Consider the following 15,722-nt stretch of genomic DNA (forward strand, 5'->3'; position numbering starts at 1 on the left):
GGGTTCGGTCCGGGCGGGCGGACGGTCGGGCCGCCCGCCCGGACGTCGACGGTGGGCTCAGCCGAGGCTGGCGTTGGTCTCGGTGAAGAAGGCGTCGACCGCCTCTTCCAGGGTCAGCCGTCCGAACGCGACCTCGTTGTAGTTGCGCGTGAAGGCCTGCTGGAACACCGCGTTGAAGCCGGGCGGGTAGTTCACCTTGGGCGGGTTGTCCTCGCTGATGGCCCGGTACTGCTCGAGCTCGTCGCGCTTGAGGTCGGGCAGCTCGGAGTCCTCGGCGGTCAGGGCGTCCAGCACCGCGGTGTTCGTGGGGGCGCCGTTGTCGGCGGCGAAGGTCACCCCGGCCTCGACGTCGTTGGTGAAGAAGTCGATGAACGCGGCCGCGGTGGGGACGTTCTCGCAGTTGGTGGAGATGCCGAAGCCGGAGGCCACCAGGATGTTGCCGATCCCGGCGGGTCCGTCGGGGTAGCGGGCGGCCTGGAGCTGTCCGGCGTCACGGCCCTCGAGGGTCTGCTGGGCCACGTAGAGGGAGTTGCCCGGGAGCACCCCGACCATCAACTGCCCGGTCGCCAGGTAGCCCTGGTCGGCCCCGGGTGGCTCCTCGGCGGACATGTCCGGAGGCAGGGCGACGCCCTCCTCCTGCAGCTTCAGCCAGGTGCCCCAGTACTCCTTGAGCTGGTCCTCGGTGAAGCCCAGCTTGCCCTCGGCGTCGAAGACCTCGATGCCCTGGCCCACGGCCCAGGCGTAGAAGGCGTTCTGCTCCTCGCCGCCGGCCGCCACCGCGTAGGTGCCCTCGGGCAGACCCTCCTGGGCGCTGCGCACGTACTCGAAGAACTGCTCCCAGTCCCAGCTCTCCGGAGGGGCGCCCGCGCCGGCCTCCTCGGCCAGGGTGGTGTTGATCATCAGGGCGTCCCAGGCGATGCCGTAGGGGATGAAGTACAGCTTGCCGTCGCTGCCCCGGCCACCGTCGAGGACGGCGGCGGGGATCATGCTGGTGTCGATGGCCCCGGAGGCCACCATGTCGTCCAGCGGCTGCAGGGTCTGGCGCTTCACGTAGTCGTTGACCTGGCGGTCCTGCATCTGCACCACGCAGGGGAGCGACCGGCTGGAGGCCTGCACGTTCAGCCGGTTGAAGTACTGCGCGTAGTCGGCGGACTGGGTCTCGGTGGTCACCTCGGGGTGGGCCTCGTTGAACTGCTCGATGACGGCGTTGGTCTTGGCGTTGCGGGACTCACCACCCCACCAGGCGACCTGGAGCGCGCCGCTGACCTCGCCCTGGCCGTCCGAGCTTTCCGCGGTTCCCTGGTTGAGGCACGCCGTGCTGGTGAGCGCGACGCCGAGCAGCAGCGCGACCCCGGTGAGGGTTCGGCGGCGACGTGGCTGGGTCATGACGGAGGTCCTTTCGTCGAGGCGGCGTCGGTGCCGCCAGGTCTGGGTGGTGGTGCTCACTTGAGGCCGGTCGTGGCGATGCCCTCGACCAGCAGGCGTTGGGAGGCGATGAAGAAGCCGACGATGGGGGCCAGGGAGAGGGTGGCCATCGCGAAGAGGGTCCCGTAGGTGCTCTGGCCGGTCTGGTCGAGGAACGCGTTCAGCCCCAGCGAGACGGTCCAGAGATCGGAGCCGGGCAGGTACAGCAGCGGTCCCAGCAGGTCGTTCCAGGCCCACACGAAGGTGAACATCGCGGTGGTGCCGATCGCCGGGAGCGACATCGGCATGATGATCCGCCAGAAGATGCCCCAGTGCCCGCAGCCGTCGATTCGGGCCGACTCGTCCAGCGACTTCGGCAGGGTGCGGATGAACTGCACCATCAGGAAGATGAAGAAGGCGTCGACGCCGAAGAAGTGCGGGACGGTCAGGGGCAGGTAGGTGTTCACCCAGCCCATCTGGTTGAAGATGATGTACTTCGGGATCAGCGTGACGTGCTGGGGCAGCAGCATGGTGGCGATCACCAGGCCGAACAGCACCCGCTTGAAGGGGAACTCCAGCCGGGCGAAGGCGTAGGCGGTCAGCGAGCAGGCGAACAGGTTGCCCAGGATCTGACCGATCGTGATGATCGCGGAGTTGACGAAGTAGCGGCTGAAGTTGAGGTTGCCCACCGACCAGCCGTCGACGTAGTTCTGCACCGTGTAGGTGTCGGAGAACAGGCTCAGGCCGGCGAAGGTCTGGTTGCCGGGCCGGAACGAGGCCCCGACCATCCACAGCACCGGGTAGAGCATCACCGCCAGGAAGCTGAGCAGCACGGCGTGCTTGATGATGCCCCGCAGCACCCGGTTGCCGGCGGGGCGCTGGGTGCGGGCGTCCCAGGGGCGTGGGGACCGGCCCGGGCGGACGCTGTCCGGCTGGGCGGGCGCGGTGGTCGTCGTCATGATTCGTCTCCGTAGTGGACCCAGTAGCGGGAGGAGCGGAAGAACACCGCGGTGACCACGGCGAGCGCGATCAGCAGCAGCCAGGCCATCGCCGAGGCGTAGCCCATCTGGAGCTGGGTGAAGCCGCGCTCGTAGAGGTAGAGGGTGTAGAAGAGGGTGGAGTCGACCGGCCCGCCGGTGCCCCCGCTGACGACGTAGGCGCCGGTGAAGGACTGGAAGGCGTTGATGGTGCCCATCAGCACGTTGAAGAACACCAGCGGCGTCATCAGCGGCAGCGTGATGGAGAAGAAGCGGCGCACCTTGCTGGCACCGTCGACCTCGGCGGCCTCGAGCAGCTCCCGCGGGACCTGCCGCAGACCGGCGAGGAAGATGATCATGGTCGAGCCGAAGGCCCACAGGTTGAGGGTGATGATCGTGCCGAGGGCGCGGTCGGGGTCACCCACCCAGCTGCCCACCCCCTCGATGCCGAACAGCGCCGCGACGGAGTTGACCAGCCCGTCGGCCCCGAACACCTGGCGCCACAGGGCGGCGATCGCGACGCTGGCCCCCATCAGCGAGGGCAGGTAGAACAGGGCGCGGTAGCCGGTCAGGAACCTCAGCCGGCTGTTCAGCAGCAGGGCGACCAGCATGGCCACCACCTGCAGCAGCGGCACGAAGACCACCACGTAGGTGAGGGTGACGGTGACCGACTTCCAGAACCGGGGGTCGTCACCCATGGCGGCGTAGTTGGCCAGGCCCACCCACTCCGGGCTGCTGAGCAGGTCGTAGCGGGTGAAGGAGAGGTAGAGCGAGTAGAGCATCGGGCCGAAGGTGAACAGGACCATCCCGAGGAGCCAGGGGAGCAGGAAGAAGAAGGCGGCCAGGGTCTGGCCGCGTCCGCCGCCCCCGCTGCGCCGTCGCGGTGTCGTGGGTGGGGCCAGGACCGGCTCGACGGCCGTGGTCAGCGTCATCGGGTGCCTCCGTCGGTGGTGGTCTTGTGGTCGGCGTGCCGGCGGATCGCGCCGGGGAGCAGCTCGGCGGTGGTGCGCGCGGTCGGCAGCTCGAGGTCGTGGTCGCTGGCCACCCGGAGGGTCTCGGCGAGGTCCTTGACCCAGGGCCGGCCCTCCTCGGCCACGTCGCGCTCGTCGTAGTCGCGGCTGAGCCGGTCGTAGAAGCCCCAGGTCTCCACCGCCCAGGAGCGCGCCGTCCCGCCGGCCAGCGCCTCCAGCAGCACCGACTCCTCGACGCCGACCCGCCCGGCGAGGTCGACGGCCTCGTAGAGCGCGCCGAGCCCGGTGAAGAGGACGTACTGGTTGCACAGCTTCACGACCGCGGCGGTGCCGGCGGGGCCGGTGACCACGGTGGAGCGGGCCAGTGCCGCGCAGTGCTCCCGCGCCCGCTCGACGTCGGCGTCGGCGCCGCCGAGCAGCACCAGCAGCTCACCGGCCTCGGCCGCGTCGGCGCCCCCACTGACCGGCGCCTCCACCAGCCCGATCCCGTGCTCGGCGCACAGCCGGGCCATCTCCTGCGCCGTACCGGGGGAGACCGTGCTGCTCAGCAGCACCAGACCGCCCTCGCCCATCCTGGCCGCGAGGCCGTCCGGCCCCTTCAGCACCGAGCGGACGGCGTCGTCGTCGGGGACGACCACCCACACCACGTCGCTGGCCGCGGCCAGGGAGGGGAGGTCGTCGGCGGGTGTGCAGCCGTCCTCGGCAGCCCGCTCCAGGGCGGCTGCGTCGGTGTCGTGGACCAGCACGGACCCTGGACGGGTGGCCAGCCGTCGAGCCATCGCGGCGCCCAGGTTGCCCAGGCCCACCACGGCTGTGGTCGTCGTCACGAGCGTCCTCCTCGACTTCTCGTCCTGCGTCGGTGCAGTGGCTACTGTCTACAATAGTTAAAAGTCAGTAGTCAATGGGGTGGGACACTTCGTTCGAGGAGTGGGCAGAACGGGATCCCGCGCCGACAATGATCAACAGGCCTCCTGCACGCGGGGGCCCGGCCACGCAAGGGCGCGTCAGCGCTGACGACGAGGAGTCCAGATGAGCACCGCCCCCGGTCCGGACAGCATCCAGGCCCCAAGTCTGGTCCAGCTCGCCGCCGAGTCGCTGCGCAAGATGATCCTGGCCGGGGAGTACGCGCCGGGCGAGCGGCTGGCCGAGGAGCGGCTCACCGAGCGGCTGCAGATCAGCCGGCCGCCGCTGCGGGAGGCCATGCGGCTGCTGGAGAACGAGGGCTTCATCGTCACCCAGCCCCGCAAGGGCTCGCGCGTCACCACGCTGACCGACCGGGACGTCCACGAGATCCTCACGCTGCGCTCGGCGCTGGAGCGGCTGGCCTTCGAGCTCGGGGTCCCGGTGCCTGACCCCGCGCTGCTGGAGGCGCCCCGGGCTGCGGTCGCGGAGATGGAGGACTGCGCCCGCCGCGAGGACCGCGGTGGGCTGGTGCAGGCGGGCTACCGCTTCCACCGGGCCCTGGTGGGGATAGCCGACCACCGCCGGCTCTCGGAGAGCTACGCCTCCATCCAGCGCCAGCAGCTGCTGTGCATGGCCCGGAACCTGGTGGTCCGGGAGGCCTACTACGAGGACCTGGAGCACCACGCGGCCCGGCACCGGGCGCTGCTGGAGAGCGTCGAGTCCGGCGACCGCGAGGCCGCGCTGGCCGAGCTGGCCGCCCACGGCGAGCAGTCCTTCGCCTCGGTGGCCCTGCCCCCGGAGCTCTACCGCAGCTCCTTCGGCCGCACCCCCGACCGGCAGCTCCCAGGGGTGTCAGGCGGCGGCGGGATGTGAGCGGGGCCGCCGCCGTCGCTCAGTCCAGGGCGCCCACGTGGGCCATCGCGGAGCGGATCAGCGCGCCGCGCCCACCCTCGAGCTCGGCGGTGACGGTCGGGCTGACGGCCTCCTCGGGGGAGAGCCAGGTCAGCTCCAGCGCGTCCTGACGCGGGTCGCAGCGACCGGCCACCGGGACCACGAAGACCAGCGAGACCGCGTGCTGGCGCTCGTCGGAGAACCGCCCCATCCCCGGCAGCGGGAAGTACTCGGCCACCGTGAACGGCGCCGGGCTGGCGGGCAGCCGCGGGAACGCCATCGGGCCCAGGTCCTTCTCCAGGTGGCGCAGCAGGGCCGCCCGCACCGTCTCGGCGTAGAGCACCCGGCCGGAGACGATGGTCCGCTTGAAGGAGCCGCCGGCGTCGGCCCGCAGCAGCAGCCCGACCTCGGTCACCGACCCGTCGTCGGCCTGGCGCACCGGGATGGCCTCCACGTACAGCAGCGGCAGCCGGTGCCGCACGTGGGTCAGGTCCTCCTCCGACAGCCAGCCGGGGTGGGGGTCGGGAGTACCGAGGGAGCTCATGGGCTCTTTTCTACCGGACGCCGCCGAACCGCCCCGCACGGCCGGCTCAGTCCGGACGGCGCAGGTCCAGCCGCTCGCCCAGGGTGAAGTAGGCGCTCGGCCCGCCGCCGCGCAGCACCGGGTCCGCGGCGGCGGTGTCGTAGACGCCGTCACCCAGCAGCTCCTCGTCGATGTGCACGCCCACCACCTCGCCGAAGACCATCACCGCACCGGTGGGGCTGCCGTCGGCGCCGGTCAGCTCCAGCACCTGGCTCAGCCGGCACTCCATCGCCACCCGGGCCTCGGCCACCCTCGGCACCGACACCACCCGGCTGGGCGCCGGCGTCAGCCCCGCGGAGGCGAACTCGTCGACGTCCTGGCTCGTGGACGTCTGGTTCATCGCCTGCAGCAGCGGCCGGGTGACCAGGTTCCAGACGAACTCCCCGCACGCCTCGGCGTTGCGCGCCGAGTGCTTGCGGGAGGTGCTGGCGAAGCCGATCAGCGGCGGGGTGTAGCAGAAGGCGTTGAAGAAGCTGTACGGCGCCAGGTTGAGCGTGCCGTCCGCCGCGACCGAGGACACCCACCCGATCGGCCGCGGGGCCACCAGCGCGTTGAATGGGTCGTGCGGCAGCCGGTGGCCCAGCCGGGGCTCGTAGAAGTGCATCAGACCGTGGTCTGGTACGTCCCGGTGAGCAGGGCGCGCCCGATCACGTGACCGAGGGTCATGAAGTGCACCGCCGCCGGCGTGGCCGAGGGGTCCAGCCCGGTGTCGGCGGTGTCCAGCGCGGTCACCGCGAAGATGTAGCGGTGCGGACGGTCCCCGGGCGGCGGGGCGGCGCCGACGTAGCCGTCGGCCCCGGAGTCGTTGCGGACGGTGAAGGCGCCCTCCGGCAGCTCGCCGCCCCGCAGCGAGGTGACGTCACCGGGGACGCCGACCGCCACCCAGTGCCAGAAGCCGCTCGGGGTGGGCGCGTCGGGGTCGTAGCAGGTGACCAGGAACGACTCCGTCCCCTCCGGCACGTCGGACCAGGCGAGGTCGGGGGCGGTGTTCCCGCCGTCCTGGGCCTGGGCGGGGTCCAGCGGCTCTCCCTCGCGGACGTGCGGGCTGGTCAGCGTGAACCTCGCCGTCTTCGGCAGCAGCGAGTACGGGTCGGGCGGGACAGGACGCTCCAGGCTCATGCCCCGCACGCTAGTACCCGCACCGGCACCCGGCCGGGTGGGGGCATCAGCCCGGGCGACGGCGCAGACCGAGCACCGCGGTCACCACCAGACCCGCCACCAGACCCCAGAAGGCGCCGCCGACGCCTCCGACCGTCAGCCCCGAGGCCGCCACCAGGAAGGTCACCGCCGCACCCTCGCGGTGACGCGGCTCGGTCAGGGCCTGGGCGCCCGCGGCGGCGAAGGTGGGGAGCAGCGCCAACCCCGCCAGGGTGCCGATGACGCCCGCCGGTGCGGCCTGGGCCAGCGACGTGGTGGCGGCGGAGAGCGGCACGAACAGCAGGTAGGTCACCCCGCAGGAGACCCCGGCCAGCCAGCGCCGGCGGGTGTCCGCCCCGGCCTCCGGTCCGGCCGCGAGTGCGGCGGAGATGGCGGCCAGGTTGATGGCGTGCCCGCCGCCGAGCGCACCCACCGCGCCGGCCAGCCCGGTGTAGGCCATCACCGGCCGGAACGGCGGGGAGAAGCCGAAGCTGCCCAGCACGGCCAGCCCGGCCACGTTCTGGCTGGTCATCGTGACCAGGAACAGCGGCAGCCCGATCGAGACCGCGGTGACCAGGTCGGGGTCGGGGAGCACCGGCACCAGCGTCGGCAGCAGCGGACCCTCGAGGCGGGCGAAGGAGCCGGTCACCGCCGTCACCACCAGCGCCGCGACCAGCACCGCCGGGATGGCCCAGCGCCGGCTCAGCCGCAGCGCCACCAGCCAGACCAGCACCAGCGGGGCGACCGTCCACGGCGACTGCACCAGGTCCAGGAACGGGCGCGCGCACAGCGGCAGCAGCACCCCGGCCAGCATGGCGCTGGCCAGCGGTGCGGGCACCGAGCGGACCAGCGTGGCCAGCGGGGCCACCAGCCCGCACAGGGCCAGCAGCAGCCCGCAGACCACGAACGCGCCCACCGCCGCCTCGAAGCCTCCCGCCGGAGCGGCCGCGGTGGCGAGCAGCGCGGCACCCGGCGTCGACCAGGCCATGGTCACCGGCGTCCGCGTCCGCCAGGAGAAGAGCAGGGTGCCCACGCCCATGGTCAGGCAGAGCACCATCAGCCCCGACGACGCCTGGGCCGCGGTGGCGCCGACCGCCAGCAGCCCGGTGAGCACCACGGGGAAGGAGCTCGTGAAGCCCACCAGGCCCGAGACGACCCCCGCCAGGAGGGGGGTCGAGGACGGGGTGGGAGGAGGGGGGCTCACCGGCAGCAACCTAGGTCCTCGGGCGTCGGCGGCCGGGACGTCTCCGGGAGCGGGACCCGCCGATTGGCCTTTCCTGAAGGCGATGCTTAAGATCCTCACGTCTTGTTCAGGTTCGTGGCATCTTCGGGGAGTGTGTGGTTGTGGTTCGAGCACGTCGTGCGATCAGGGAACCGCTGACCCCACGGGTGGTCCGCCGGCTGCCGCAGCTCGCCGCCGGGCTCGCCGCCCTCGCGCTGCTGGGTACCGCGGTCGGCGCCGAGGCGACCATCAGCAGCGGGGCCCCCGCCCTCGTCGCCGTCCCCGCTGCCCAGGTGGTGGCCCCTGCCGTCGAGGCTCCGGCCGCCCAGGTCGTCGACGACGCCCTCTCGGTCGCCGAGATCAGCCGCGCCGCCCAGCAGCGGGCGGCCGCCGAGGCGAAGAAGAAGGCCGAGGCCGACGAGAAGGCCGAGGCGAAGAAGAAGGCCGAGGCCGACAAGAAGGCCGAGGCCGAGAAGAAGACCAAGGAGAAGGCCGAGGCCGAGGCCGAGGCGAAGGCGCAGGCGGAGGAGAAGGCCGAGGCGGACAAGAAGGCCGCGGCGGAGCAGAAGGCCGCGGCCGAGAAGAAGGCCGCGGAGGACGCCGCCGCGTCGCGCGAGGAGCGGGCGTCGCGGTCGAGCGGACGAGCCGCCCTGGACGCCTCCCAGCTGGGTGCCGGTGCCGGGAAGCGATGGACCACCGTGGCCCTCAACGCCCGCTCCGCCCCCGACGCCGGTGCCGCGCTGGTGGACGTCCTCGACGCCGGTGACCAGCTGGCGATCACCGAGCGCACCTCCGGCAGCTGGCGCCAGGTCGAGCTGGGCGGCAAGGCCGCCTGGGTGGCCGAGAAGTACCTCGTCGACAGGCAGCCGAAGAAGGCGAGCGCCCCCGGTGGCGGTGCCAAGGCCGGCGTCTCCGGCGGTGCCTGCCCCAGCGGCTCGTCGGTGGAGGCGGGGCTGCAGCCTAACGCGGTGGCCGTGCACCGCGCCGTCTGCGCCGCCTTCCCCAGCATCACCAGCTACGGCGGCGTCCGGGCCGACTCGGTCCCCGGTCACCCCGAGGGCCGCGCGATCGACGCGATGATCCCCAACTACTCCGGCTCGGGCAACGCCCTCGGCTGGCAGGTGGCCGAGTACGTCCGCGCCAACGCCTCCCGGCTGGGCGTCACCGAGGTGATCTTCGACCAGAAGATCTGGACCACGCAGCGCTCCGGCGAGGGCTGGCGCTCGATGGGCAACCGCGGCGGCGACACCGCCAACCACCGCGACCACGTGCACGTGACCGTCCGCTGACCCCCGCGGCCAGGCCCCCGACGTCCTCGACGTCGGGGGCTTCGTCGTCCCTCAGACCTTCGCCCTCGATATCTCGTGAGACGGATATCACCTCCGCGCAGGTCGTCGGAATACTGCACCGGCGAGTACAGTTACTCATATCGGGTCGCAGCCAGCGCCCCGGGAACCACTGAGGAAGAGGAAGTGCCCATGTCCTTCGCGAAGGCAGCCACCAGCCGCCGTGAGGACGCCCGCGCCCGTCGCGCGGCCGCCCGTCACGCCCGGCTGATCAACAAGGCGATCGCCGGTGCTGACAGCCCGTCGATGCGCAACGACCTGATCATGGCCGCGCAGCGCCAGTACCCGCTGGGTCTGCGCTGACCACCTGATCGGCAGACCAGGCTCTCACCCGCACGGGTGGGAGCCTTCGTCGTCCCCGGGGCCGGTCCGCCCGACCGGACCTCAGACCCCGCCGGCCCAGAGCCGTCCGCCCGCGCCGTCCATCCGCATCCCCTGGTCGAAGGACTGCTCGTCGGTGAGAGAGGCCACGTAGTCGAGGATCCCGCGGCCCCGCGCCATCCGGGCGAGGCTCGCCTCGTCGGTCTGGTGGTCCAGCCACTCCGGGTGCTCGCGGGCCGTGCGCCGGTAGCCGGCGGCGGCCGTCTGCACCAGGTCGACCAGCCGCCGCGGGGCCCGTGGTGCGTCGTGGACGTCGGAGAGCCAGTCGTCGTAGCCGGTCACCAGCTGGGTCAGCGCCGCGGCCTGACCCCGCTGCTGCATGGCCAGGTCGGGACGGTTCAGCACGAAGTACTGGTGCACGAACTTGAGCACGCTGACCTGGTGCCAGGCCAGGGTCGAGAGGCTGACCGTCGAGCCCCGCACCGGCGGGTCGGCCACCAGCCGGACCGAGGAGATCAGCCGGTCGATCCAGGAGCCGGTGAACCCGGAGATCGCGCGGTCGGCGGCCATCGAGCCGTCGTGGGGCACGGCCAGCACGCCGTCCACGAACTCCTCCCCGATCGAGCCGACCGCCTCGGCGAAGGCGTCCTCGTCGAAGACCCAGGCGTCCTTGTCCACCAGCCGCCGCCGCAGCCGCTCCAGCCCGGTGCCGGGCCGCCGGGCCCGCTCGCGCAGCTCGGCGCCGTCGGTGGCGGCCAGCTCGCGCCGGTTGGTGGCCCACTCGCGCAGCTCGGCCGAGACCAGCGAGTACTGCAGCACCCCGGAGCGGTGGAAGTCCTCCAGGTCGTGCAGGGAGTAGGCGATGTCGTCGGCCAGGTCCATCACCGCGCACTCCAGGGTCTGGCGACCCGGAGCCAGTCCGGGGAAGGCGCCGAGCACGTCCACCAGCTCGGCCAGGTCGGGGACGTAGGCGCTGAACTTGGCCGGCACCCCGCCGAGGGAGAGGTCCTCCGAGGGCGAGCGGCGGGGGCCGACGGCGGCACCACGCGGCGGCTCGGGCCAGCTGCTGGGGTGCGGGTCGGGCCAGTGGAAGCGTCCCCAGGGGTACTTGAGCACCGCGGCACGGACCGCGGCGGTCAGGTTCAGCCCCTCGTCGCCGGGGCCCAGGACCTCCAGCTCGGTGATGATCCGGAACGTCTGCGCGTTGCCCTCGAAGCCGTCGCGCAGACCGAAGCGGGTCCGGGCCAGCCGGTCCAGCACCCGCTCGCCCAGGTGGCCGAAGGGCGGGTGGCCGAGGTCGTGGGCCACCGCCGCGGCCTGGGTGACGACGTGGTCCAGTCCGCCGAGCCGGTCCAGCAGCTCCTGGTCGCTGCTGCTCCACAGCCCGACCGCGATCGCGCGGGCCACCGCGGTGACCTTGATGGTGTGCGTGAGCCGGTTGTGCACCACGCCCGGGGTGGAGGCGGCGGTGACCACCTGGGTGACCTCGGCCAGCCGGGAGAAGGAGGGGGCGAACCGCAGCCGCTCGAGGTCGACCCGGAACTCCGACTCGTACCCGCTGGCCAGCGGCCGGGAGGACCGCGTCTCCGGACGGGCCCGGCGGACGCGCGCCTGCTGCCCCGACTCCTGCACAGCTGAACGCTACACAGGCCGGCGCCCGGCGCGGCGATCTGCCCTCGAGGGAGCCGGTCGCCCTCGTTAGGCTCCCCCCATGGACACTCCCGTGGACGTCACCACCACCGCCGCCTGGGCCGGCCTCGCCGAGCTCGCGACCTCCCTCCAGCCGGACCTGCGCGGATGGTTCGCCGACGACCCCGAGCGCGCCGCCCGGTGGACCCTCGACGTGGCCGACCTGCACGTCGACCTGTCCAAGAACCTGCTCACCGCCGAGGTGCTGGAGGCCCTGGTGGCCCTGGGTCGGGAGGTGGGGCTGGAGCAGCGCCGCGACGCCATGCTGCGCGGGGACCGCATCAACGTCACCGAGGACCGCGCCGTGCTGCACACCGCACTCCGCCGCGCCGAGGGCGACTCCCTGGTGGTCGACGGGCAGGACGTGGTGGCCCAGGTGCACGCCGAGCTGGCCAAGGTCTACGCCTTCGCCGAGAAGGTGCGCAGCGGGGAGTGGACCGGGGTCACCGGCAAGCGGATCGAGACCGTGGTCAACATCGGCATCGGCGGCTCCGACCTCGGCCCGGTGATGGCCTACGAGGCCCTCAAGCCCTACGTGCAGGACGGCCTGGAGTGCCGCTTCATCTCCAACATCGACCCCACCGACACCGGCGAGACGGTGGCCGACCTCGACCCCGAGACCACGCTGGTCATCGTGGCCTCGAAGACCTTCGGCACCCTGGAGACGCTGACCAACGCCCGGCTGGTGCGCACCTGGCTGCTGGACACCCTGCGTGAGCGCGGCGTCGAGTCCGAGGACACCGTGGCCCGCCACTTCGTCGCCGTCTCCACCGCCCTGGACAAGGTGGCCGACTTCGGCATCGACCCCGACAACGCCTTCGGCTTCTGGGACTGGGTCGGGGGCCGGTACTCGGTGGACTCCGCGATCGGGACGTCCCTGGCCGTGGCCATCGGCCGGGAGGGGTTCGCCGAGCTCCTGGCCGGCTTCCGCGCGGTCGACGAGCACTTCGCCGGCACCCCGCTGGAGCAGAACGTGCCGGCGCTGATGGGTCTGCTCAACTGCTTCTACGTCAACCACCTCGGCGCGGAGAGCCACGCCGTGCTGCCCTACGCCCAGTACCTGCACCGGTTCCCGGCCTACCTGCAGCAGCTCACGATGGAGTCCAACGGCAAGGGTGTGCGCTGGGACGGCAGCCCGGTCGCCACCGGCACCGGCGAGGTGTTCTGGGGCGAGCCCGGCACCAACGGCCAGCACGCCTTCTACCAGCTGATCCACCAGGGCACCCGGCTCATCCCGGCCGACTTCATCGCCTTCGCCCAGACCGCGCACCCGCTGCGCGACGGCGACGCCGACGTGCACGAGCTGCTGCTGGCCAACTTCTTCGCCCAGACCGCCGCGCTGGCCTTCGGGAAGACCGAGGAGGAGGTGCGCGCCGAGGGCACCGACGAGGCGGTCGTGCCGGCCCGGGTGTTCACCGGCAACCGCCCGACCACCTCGATCATGGCGCCGGCGCTGACCCCGTCGGTGCTCGGTCAGCTGATCGCGCTGTACGAGCACATCACCTTCACCCAGGGCGTCGTGTGGGGGATCGACTCCTTCGACCAGTGGGGGGTCGAGCTGGGCAAGAAGCTGGCCCAGGACCTCACCCCCGCGGTGGCCGGCGACGAGGACGCGCTCGCGGCCGCCGACGCCTCCACCCGGGGGCTGATCGAGTGGTACCGGGGCAAGCGTGCCTGACGGACCCAGGCCGGGCGTCGCCCCGCCGGAGCTCCCGCTGCGCACCGGTCGGCTGGTGCTGCGGCGCTACGAGGAGGGCGACGTCGACGCCGTCTGGGCCTACTACCGCGACGAGGAGGTCAACCGGTACCTCCTCACGGTGCCCTTCACCCGCGGCTACACCGAGACGGTGGTGGCCCAGCGGCGCGAGTCCGTCGTGCCCGGTCAGCCCGGGCGCACCCTTCCCCTCGTGGTCGAGCACGAGGGGCAGGTGGTGGGTGACGTCGTGCTGACCCTGGACGAGCGCTGCGGCAAGGCCGAGCTCGGCTGGGTCTTCGCGCCGGCCGCCGGTGGTCGCGGGCTGGCCACGGAGGCCACCCGGGCCCTGGTCGACGTCGCCTTCGACCACTACGGCGTCCACCGGGTGCTGGCCCAGGCCGACGCCCGCAACACCGCCTCGGCCCGGCTCGCCCTGCGGCTCGGGATGCGGCAGGAGGCCCACCTGCGCCAGGACTGGTGGAGCAAGGGCGAGTGGACCGACACCCTGGTCTTCGGCCTGCTCCGCGACGAGCGCTGAGCCCCCGCCGGGCCGGCTCAGCGGTCGGTCGACGGCCGGCGGCGGGTGAGGACGTCGCGGGCCAGCTTGAGCAGGGCGAACCGCTCCCGCAGGGCACCCTGACGCCAGACCCGGGTGCCCCGCACCGACTCGTCGCCCACCCCGACCGCGTCCAGCCCGAGCAGCCGGCAGGTGAGCAGCGCCCGCGGCAGGTGGTAGGTCTGGGACACCATCACCACCTGCCGGTGACCGTAGACGTGCACCGCCCGCCAGCAGGTGTCGTAGGTGTCGTAGCCGTGGGGGTCGACGGTGACGTCCGCCGCGGGGACGCCGGCGGCCACCAGCCAGTCCCGCATCGCGGTCGGCTCGGCGTGCGAGGCGGCCCGGCCGTCCCCGGAGACCAGCAGGGAGGCCACCCGGCCCCCGGCGTGCAGCCGGCGCGCCGTCTCCAGCCTCCCGCGCAGGAACCGCGACGGGCGTCCGTCGGCGTGCACCTGGGCGCCCAGCACCACCGCCACCCGGGTGCCGTCGAGCTCCTCGGGCCGCACCACGTCGGCGGCGCGGTGGTGCAGCGCCGTCTCGGCGCCCACCGCACCGACGAGGACGAGACCGAGCGCGGCACCTCCCGCCCGACCGGCGCGACGACGGACGGCAGCAGACCTCACGCGGGTCAGGCTACGGCCCGGGTGCCAGGATGGCGGCGTGCGCAGCGAACGGATCGGCTCAGCCATCGGTGCCGTCGGCGGGCTGGCTTTCGTGCTGGCCAACGCCTCCGCCCTGGGCAGCCCGCTGGACGTGGTGGCCCGGGTCCTCGGCGGTCTCCTCTTCCTGGCCGTGCTGGCCCTGGCGGTGGTCGGGGGCCGCGGCGACCGTGCCGAGGCGCCCCCCAGCCGTCGTCAGATCCGCACCTACGGCTTCAGCGTGCTGGGCATGGTGCTGGCCATCGCCGCCGGCGCGCGGCTGCTGACCTGGACCGGCTACGGCGACCTCGTCGTGCTGTGGGTGGTGCTGGTGGTCGGTCTGCACTTCCTGCCCTTCGCCCGGGCCTTCACCCAGCCGCTGTTCACCGTCCTCGGCTGGACCCTGGTCGCCCTCGCCCTGGTCGGCGCGGTGCTGGCCCTCGCCCTGCGCGACAGCGACCTGGCGGGGGTCACCGCGGTGGTGGCGGGCCTGGTGCTGCTGGTCACCTCGCTGTGGCCGGCGCTCACCCGCGGGCGGGGGAGGGCCCGTGCCCGAGGGTGACACCGTCTGGCTGGCCTGCCTGCGGCTGAACGCGGCGCTGGGCGGTAAGACCATCACCCGCAGCGAGTTCCGGGTCCCCCAGCTGGCCGGCACGGACCTGGTGGGCGACACCTGCACCGAGGTGGTGGCCCGCGGCAAGCACCAGCTGCTCCGTCTCGCCTCGGGCTGGACCCTGCACACCCACCTGCGGATGGAGGGCGGCTGGCGCTTCCGGGCCGCCGGCGAGCGGCTGCCCGGCCCGGCCGAGCAGATCCGGGTGGTGCTGGCCAGCGCCAGCCACACCTGCGTGGGCCTCCGCATCCCCGTGGTGGAGATGGTGCGGACCGACGCCGAGGACGAGGTCGTCGGCCACGTCGGCCCCGACCTGCTGGACCCGGGCTTCGACGCCGCCGAGGCCGTCCGGCGGATCCTGCACCACCCCGGCCGGACGATCGGTGAGGCGCTGCTGGACCAGCGCAACCTGGCCGGGATCGGCACCCTCTACCGGGCCGAGACCCTCTTCCTCAGCGGGCTGCACCCGCGCCGCCCGGTGTCCGAGGTGCCCGACGTGGCGGCGGTGGTGGAACGGGCCCGTCGGCTGCTCGAGGCCAACAAGCTCCGGCCGGACCAGGTCACCACCGGGCTGCGGCGCCGGGGTGAGGAGCACTGGGTCTTCGAGCGTCCGGGCAAGCCCTGCCGCCGCTGCGGGACCCTCGTGGTGAGCGAGGAGTTCGGCACCGCGGGCCAGGAGCGTCGCAGCTACCACTGCCCACGCTGCCAGCCGCTCTGACGTCGGCGACGGGTTGGTCGGACCCGTAGACTGCCCGCCCCGGCCGATTCCGAC

17 protein-coding genes and 1 pseudogene are annotated in these 15,722 nt (G+C 72.9%); 7 read left to right on the top strand and 11 right to left on the bottom strand.

The window, feature by feature from the left end:
• Positions 1-57: 57 nt before the first annotated feature.
• The 5 genes and pseudogenes from BLT52_RS05570 to BLT52_RS21655 form a co-directional block, all read right to left on the bottom strand.
• On the bottom strand, positions 58-1,386 hold the full coding sequence (locus tag BLT52_RS05570) for an ABC transporter substrate-binding protein (protein WP_157676988.1): 1,329 nt from the start codon (positions 1,384-1,386) through the stop codon (positions 58-60).
• A 56-nt stretch (positions 1,387-1,442) separates the two neighbouring features.
• On the bottom strand, positions 1,443-2,363 hold the full coding sequence (locus BLT52_RS05575; RefSeq protein WP_090591413.1) for a carbohydrate ABC transporter permease: 921 nt from the start codon (positions 2,361-2,363) through the stop codon (positions 1,443-1,445).
• The gene (locus BLT52_RS05580) at positions 2,360-3,313 is read right to left on the bottom strand and encodes a carbohydrate ABC transporter permease (RefSeq protein ID WP_090591416.1); all 954 of its coding nucleotides are present in this window, start codon (positions 3,311-3,313) and stop codon (positions 2,360-2,362) included. Before BLT52_RS05580 ends, BLT52_RS05575 begins: the two co-directional genes overlap by 4 nt.
• Positions 3,310-3,702, bottom strand: coding sequence for an NAD-binding protein (locus BLT52_RS21650; protein ID WP_269457605.1), 393 nt, complete (start codon positions 3,700-3,702; stop codon positions 3,310-3,312). Before BLT52_RS21650 ends, BLT52_RS05580 begins: the two co-directional genes overlap by 4 nt.
• 6 nt (positions 3,703-3,708) lie before the next feature.
• Positions 3,709-4,191 (bottom strand): annotated as a pseudogene (locus BLT52_RS21655) (NAD(P)-binding domain-containing protein); the annotation flags it as partial.
• 190 nt (positions 4,192-4,381) lie between these two features.
• Here BLT52_RS21655 and BLT52_RS05590 point away from each other — a divergent pair.
• Complete coding sequence (locus BLT52_RS05590; RefSeq protein WP_090591419.1) at positions 4,382-5,128, top strand: GntR family transcriptional regulator; 747 nt, start codon at positions 4,382-4,384, stop codon at positions 5,126-5,128.
• Between the two features lie 19 nt (positions 5,129-5,147).
• Here the strand turns inward: BLT52_RS05590 and BLT52_RS05595 are convergent, their stop codons facing one another.
• The 4 genes from BLT52_RS05595 to BLT52_RS05610 are packed head-to-tail and all read right to left on the bottom strand — an operon-like array spanning position 5,148 to position 8,070.
• Complete coding sequence (locus tag BLT52_RS05595) at positions 5,148-5,690, bottom strand: NUDIX hydrolase family protein (RefSeq protein WP_090591421.1); 543 nt, start codon at positions 5,688-5,690, stop codon at positions 5,148-5,150.
• 46 nt (positions 5,691-5,736) lie between these two features.
• On the bottom strand, positions 5,737-6,333 hold the full coding sequence (locus BLT52_RS05600) for a flavin reductase family protein (protein WP_090591423.1): 597 nt from the start codon (positions 6,331-6,333) through the stop codon (positions 5,737-5,739).
• Entirely contained in the window at positions 6,333-6,848 is a 516-nt protein-coding gene (locus BLT52_RS05605) for a YbhB/YbcL family Raf kinase inhibitor-like protein (RefSeq protein ID WP_090591425.1), read from the bottom strand. Before BLT52_RS05605 ends, BLT52_RS05600 begins: the two co-directional genes overlap by 1 nt.
• Positions 6,849-6,894: 46 nt before the next feature.
• The gene (locus tag BLT52_RS05610; RefSeq protein WP_090596344.1) at positions 6,895-8,070 is read right to left on the bottom strand and encodes a benzoate/H(+) symporter BenE family transporter; all 1,176 of its coding nucleotides are present in this window, start codon (positions 8,068-8,070) and stop codon (positions 6,895-6,897) included.
• A gap of 140 nt (positions 8,071-8,210) precedes the next feature.
• On the opposite strand from BLT52_RS05610, the gene BLT52_RS05615 reads away from it, so the two are divergent.
• Both BLT52_RS05615 and BLT52_RS20720 read left to right on the top strand, forming a co-directional pair.
• Positions 8,211-9,377 carry an SH3 domain-containing protein gene (locus BLT52_RS05615; RefSeq protein WP_157676989.1) on the top strand — a complete coding sequence of 389 codons (1,167 nt, stop codon included), beginning with the start codon at positions 8,211-8,213 and terminating at the stop codon, positions 9,375-9,377.
• Between the two features lie 189 nt (positions 9,378-9,566).
• Positions 9,567-9,737, top strand: a complete 171-nt coding sequence (locus BLT52_RS20720) for a hypothetical protein (RefSeq protein ID WP_157676990.1) — start codon at positions 9,567-9,569, stop codon at positions 9,735-9,737.
• An 81-nt stretch (positions 9,738-9,818) separates the two neighbouring features.
• On the opposite strand, the gene BLT52_RS05620 is transcribed toward BLT52_RS20720, so the two are convergent.
• Positions 9,819-11,387, bottom strand: a complete 1,569-nt coding sequence (locus tag BLT52_RS05620; RefSeq protein ID WP_090591429.1) for a deoxyguanosinetriphosphate triphosphohydrolase family protein — start codon at positions 11,385-11,387, stop codon at positions 9,819-9,821.
• A 79-nt stretch (positions 11,388-11,466) separates the two neighbouring features.
• Here BLT52_RS05620 and pgi point away from each other — a divergent pair, with 79 nt between their 5' ends.
• On the top strand, positions 11,467-13,122 hold the full coding sequence (pgi, locus tag BLT52_RS05625) for a glucose-6-phosphate isomerase (RefSeq protein WP_090591432.1): 1,656 nt from the start codon (positions 11,467-11,469) through the stop codon (positions 13,120-13,122).
• Positions 13,115-13,678, top strand: a complete 564-nt coding sequence (locus BLT52_RS05630; RefSeq protein ID WP_197679205.1) for a GNAT family N-acetyltransferase — start codon at positions 13,115-13,117, stop codon at positions 13,676-13,678. The genes pgi and BLT52_RS05630 overlap by 8 nt, the downstream gene beginning before the upstream one ends.
• 17 nt (positions 13,679-13,695) lie before the next feature.
• On the opposite strand, the gene BLT52_RS05635 is transcribed toward BLT52_RS05630, so the two are convergent.
• Positions 13,696-14,322 carry a SanA/YdcF family protein gene (locus tag BLT52_RS05635; RefSeq protein ID WP_157676991.1) on the bottom strand — a complete coding sequence of 209 codons (627 nt, stop codon included), beginning with the start codon at positions 14,320-14,322 and terminating at the stop codon, positions 13,696-13,698.
• Between the two features lie 37 nt (positions 14,323-14,359).
• Here BLT52_RS05635 and BLT52_RS05640 point away from each other — a divergent pair, with 37 nt between their 5' ends.
• Both BLT52_RS05640 and BLT52_RS05645 read left to right on the top strand, forming a co-directional pair.
• Entirely contained in the window at positions 14,360-14,899 is a 540-nt protein-coding gene (locus BLT52_RS05640) for a hypothetical protein (protein ID WP_090591435.1), read from the top strand.
• A complete protein-coding gene (locus tag BLT52_RS05645) occupies positions 14,886-15,668 on the top strand; it encodes an Fpg/Nei family DNA glycosylase (protein WP_090591436.1) in 783 nt (260 codons plus the stop codon). Before BLT52_RS05640 ends, BLT52_RS05645 begins: the two co-directional genes overlap by 14 nt.
• Positions 15,669-15,722: the final 54 nt, after the last annotated feature.

It is taken from the genome of Auraticoccus monumenti, assembly GCF_900101785.1.
In the GTDB taxonomy this organism is placed as follows: Bacteria; Actinomycetota; Actinomycetes; order Propionibacteriales; family Propionibacteriaceae; genus Auraticoccus; species Auraticoccus monumenti.